General features: G+C 44.7%; 3 protein-coding genes. 1 reads left to right on the top strand and 2 read right to left on the bottom strand.

The features are described 5' to 3' along the window. Positions 1 to 109: 109 nt before the first annotated feature. Positions 110 to 967, bottom strand: coding sequence for an Hpt domain-containing protein (locus PN499_RS19445; protein WP_272033752.1), 858 nt, complete (start codon positions 965 to 967; stop codon positions 110 to 112). Between the two features lie 390 nt (positions 968 to 1,357). Next, a complete protein-coding gene (locus PN499_RS19440; protein WP_272033751.1) occupies positions 1,358 to 2,167 on the bottom strand; it encodes a calcium-binding protein in 810 nt (269 codons plus the stop codon). A gap of 160 nt (positions 2,168 to 2,327) precedes the next feature. Here PN499_RS19440 and PN499_RS19435 point away from each other — a divergent pair, with 160 nt between their 5' ends. Further along, positions 2,328 to 3,311 carry an ABC transporter ATP-binding protein gene (locus tag PN499_RS19435; protein ID WP_272033750.1) on the top strand — a complete coding sequence of 328 codons (984 nt, stop codon included), beginning with the start codon at positions 2,328 to 2,330 and terminating at the stop codon, positions 3,309 to 3,311. Positions 3,312 to 3,348 lie beyond the last annotated feature (37 nt).

The raw sequence follows: 3,348 nt of genomic DNA, 5'->3' as shown, positions 1-3,348 counted from the left end.
CGCCTAGTCTCTGCGATTGCTTCGCTTCGCTCGCAATGACAGATCGTAAGTAATTTGCCCGACATGATATAACAGTTAACGGTTAACTGTTAACTGTTAACCGAATTACTTAATCAGTTTCGCGATCGCGGCAGTTTTCTTCTTCTGGGCCGTGCGGATGTACCGTACAGTTGAGCAAATAGCCGCCATCGCTCCTACCGTAATAGTAGTGGCATCCTATGCAGGTTTGGGGGCGTTCCAGGGGCGCTTGCCGAATAGTATACTGTGGGCCGGAAAACAGGGAAAAGCCTCGCTGTGTCTGCACTGTGCCAATAATGCCCCCTGCGAATTCAATGGCTGAGCGAATAGTCTCTTGGCGAATACCTGGTTGTAGCTGCACATCCATAGCCAGCCGCTGATTGAGGGGATCGTGTTCTTGGCGGCTGATGACACCTCCGAGAACATGAAAGCTCTCCGCGATCGCCACAGAAAACCTTGCTAACGACATACAATAACCGGATAAAACGTAAACTTGATCGTCAGTCGTAGCTCTAATTGTTACGCGAGTAGGAATCAGTAATCTCAGGTGAGCGTTAAGTTCTTCAAAAACAGGCTCCAATCTCCCGATCGTTTGGTTTCCTACTTCTTGGTTGAGACCAAAAACTCTAGAAACCTGCTCCATTAGCGCTGCTAGAGTATGAACTATCTGTAACAAAAGTGATTCTAGTGTGCTGTCAACTCTTAAGGGACACTCGCGGAGAGTTTTGAAATAATCCTCCAAGCGGTGGGCAATTCGTTGAATGCTGCTAAATCCTAGCATCGCTGCTCCGCCTTTAATTGAATGAGCACAGCGGATTAGCTGGTGCATACTTTCGGGATTTTCTACGGTACTTTGTAGATGTAGGAATCCTATTTCAATAGTATGAATGTGTTCTGTGGCTTCTTCAACAAAATAACCGATGATTCGCTGTAATTGTTCTGGTAGCATAAATATTCTCCTTTAGCCCTTTAATCTCCGTGCGCCTTCCTGTTTTGTGTCCAGCCAAATTTATCCATAAAAAGTGCATTGACTGAGTTAGAGGGTGTGTCGAGTGCAACAGTGATTTTTGGGGCTGCGATCGCACCTGCTTTTTTTCACATTATTACCTAAAAGTGCCAGCGAGGAGGCATTATCTAAAGTTAGATATTTAGAAAATCGAGAGCGATCGCCCCCACAAAGGCAAATACTACAGCGCCGCCCTTGGGTCTGGCTTTCTCCGTACCAGACCGCCGAGAGCATGGTTAATCAAATGATAGGAAGATTCATTTGCAAATTTTAACACTAGAGCAACGCCGATCTACGCCGATCGTCGGCCCAAAATCTGGGTAGATCCAAGGTTTACAATAATGAATCAACCGTAACAAAACGGCCGCTTAAATCTTCTGGCTTTACATTCAAAACTGCACCTAAAAGAGCATTCGTGAAACCAAAGCTAATATAGGTCACTTCAACGCGCCCATTGCCATCAGGATCGAGGTCGGACTGGGAGATTCCCCCCTTAGCTAAAAAGCTAGTTCCATCCTCTATAATTCCCGGATCTAAAAGTAAAATCCTGGGGTCGCTGAAGCTCAAGCTCACCTCTTGGAAGGAGAGAATACCACCTGTAACTCCGCCCGTCAGTCCAATCAAATCCTCAGACTTATTGAAGTCAACAATCACCGCATCGGGTAATTCAATTCCTACTGCTCTTACTCCCGCTTGATCGGCTCTAAATACAAAGACATCGCTCCCCAAATCTCCCTTATAGATATCAACATCTTTGTCACCAATTAGCGTATCATTACCTTCACCTCCAACTAATAAATCAACACCAACCCCGCCGCGCAACAAATCATTACCCCTACCTCCATCTAGAAAATCTCTATTTTTTTCACCCGTGAGAATATCATCGCCAATTTCTCCCAAAATATCGTCATTTCCCTTACCGCCAAAAAGAGAATCATTACCAGAACCGCCCAGAATACTATCACTATCATTATTACCAAAGATTAATTCTGCATCGGAGGAACCTGTAACAGTATCCTTGCCGCCAAGGGCCCAAACTCCTTCTGGGAAATTAGCCAATTCTCCAGGCAACAGAGTAATATTTTCAGAAGTATTATCTCCAATCAGACGCAAGCTATCCGTAGGGTCTGGTGTCAGTACCATAATTTTCTGCTACCTAATATTTGCTATCATATCCATCTTGCCATAGTTAAAGAAAGATAGACCACAGGGTGAGTGAAGGAAAGAAAACTAACATAAGAGTTGTAGCAGAAATTTTTAAACTTGGTATAATCTTACAGGCAGGGGAGTAAAAGTAAAGCTGATGCCGATTATAGTAGCTGAAGAATTGAGTAAACTTTATCCGGTAGCAATTAAAGAACCCGGACTTAAAGGCACAGTGCGGCACTTTCTGCGCCGCACCTATCGCACTGTCAAAGCAGTTCAGAGCGTTTCATTTCAAATAGAAGCTGGCGAGGTAGTGGGCTTTCTAGGGGCTAACGGCGCGGGGAAAACCACTACTTTGAAAATGCTGACGGGATTAATTTATCCTTCTACTGGAGTGGTAAGAGTGTGCGATCGCATTCCCTTCCGCCGCGAAGCTGATTTTTTGCAACAAATCACTTTAGTAATGGGGCAAAAACAACAGTTAATCTGGGATTTGCCCGTCCTAGACTCCCTAAAAATCAATGGCGCTGTCTACGGTATCTCCGATAAAGAATATCGCCTGCGGGTGGGGGAACTAACGGAGATGCTATCCCTGGAAGGAAAGTTAAATCAGCCAGTGCGAAAGCTGTCTCTGGGTGAACGGATGAAAGCTGAATTAATGGCAGCGTTACTGCATCGGCCGCAGGTATTATTTTTAGATGAGCCGACTTTAGGTTTGGATGTAAATGCTCAGTTTAGTGTCCGGGAATTTTTAAGGGATTACAATCAACGCTACCAAGCAACAGTGCTATTGACAAGCCACTATATGGCTGATATTACTGCTTTATGCAAAAGGGTTTTGTTAATCCATGAAGGGATGTTAGTTTATGATGGCAGTTTGGATGGATTACTTGATAGATTTGCACCTTATCGGGAGGTGAAAGTGGAGTTAGCTAGTCCACTGTCAAAAGAGCAGGCTTCTGTTTACGGAGAAGTGGAATCTGTGGAGGGTCAGTCAGTGCGTTTTCTGTTACGGCGGGAGGCGTTGACGGCTACTGTGGCAAATATTTTAGCTGATTTAGAGGTGATAGATTTAACTGTAACAGATCCACCAATTGAAGAGGTAATTGGTAGAGTTTTTCGCAGTGGTGGAGTTTCTTGAAGAAAGATGGGGGAGATGGGGAAAAGAGGGGCTAGGG

The sequence above is a fragment of the Kamptonema animale CS-326 genome (assembly GCF_028330895.1).
Taxonomy (GTDB): domain Bacteria; phylum Cyanobacteriota; class Cyanobacteriia; order Cyanobacteriales; family Microcoleaceae; genus Kamptonema; species Kamptonema formosum.
Note: the sequence above shows the minus strand (reverse complement) of the source record. Positions and strands in the feature narration are given on the sequence as shown.

Excerpts from the sequence above, each read along its gene's own strand:
- PN499_RS19435 (WP_272033750.1), top strand. The coding sequence starts at position 2,328 with ATGCCGATTATAGTAGCTGAAGAATTGAGTAAACTTTATCCGGTAGCA.
- PN499_RS19445 (WP_272033752.1), bottom strand. The coding sequence starts at position 967 with ATGCTACCAGAACAATTACAGCGAATCATCGGTTATTTTGTTGAAGAA.
- PN499_RS19440 (WP_272033751.1), bottom strand. The coding sequence starts at position 2,167 with ATGGTACTGACACCAGACCCTACGGATAGCTTGCGTCTGATTGGAGAT.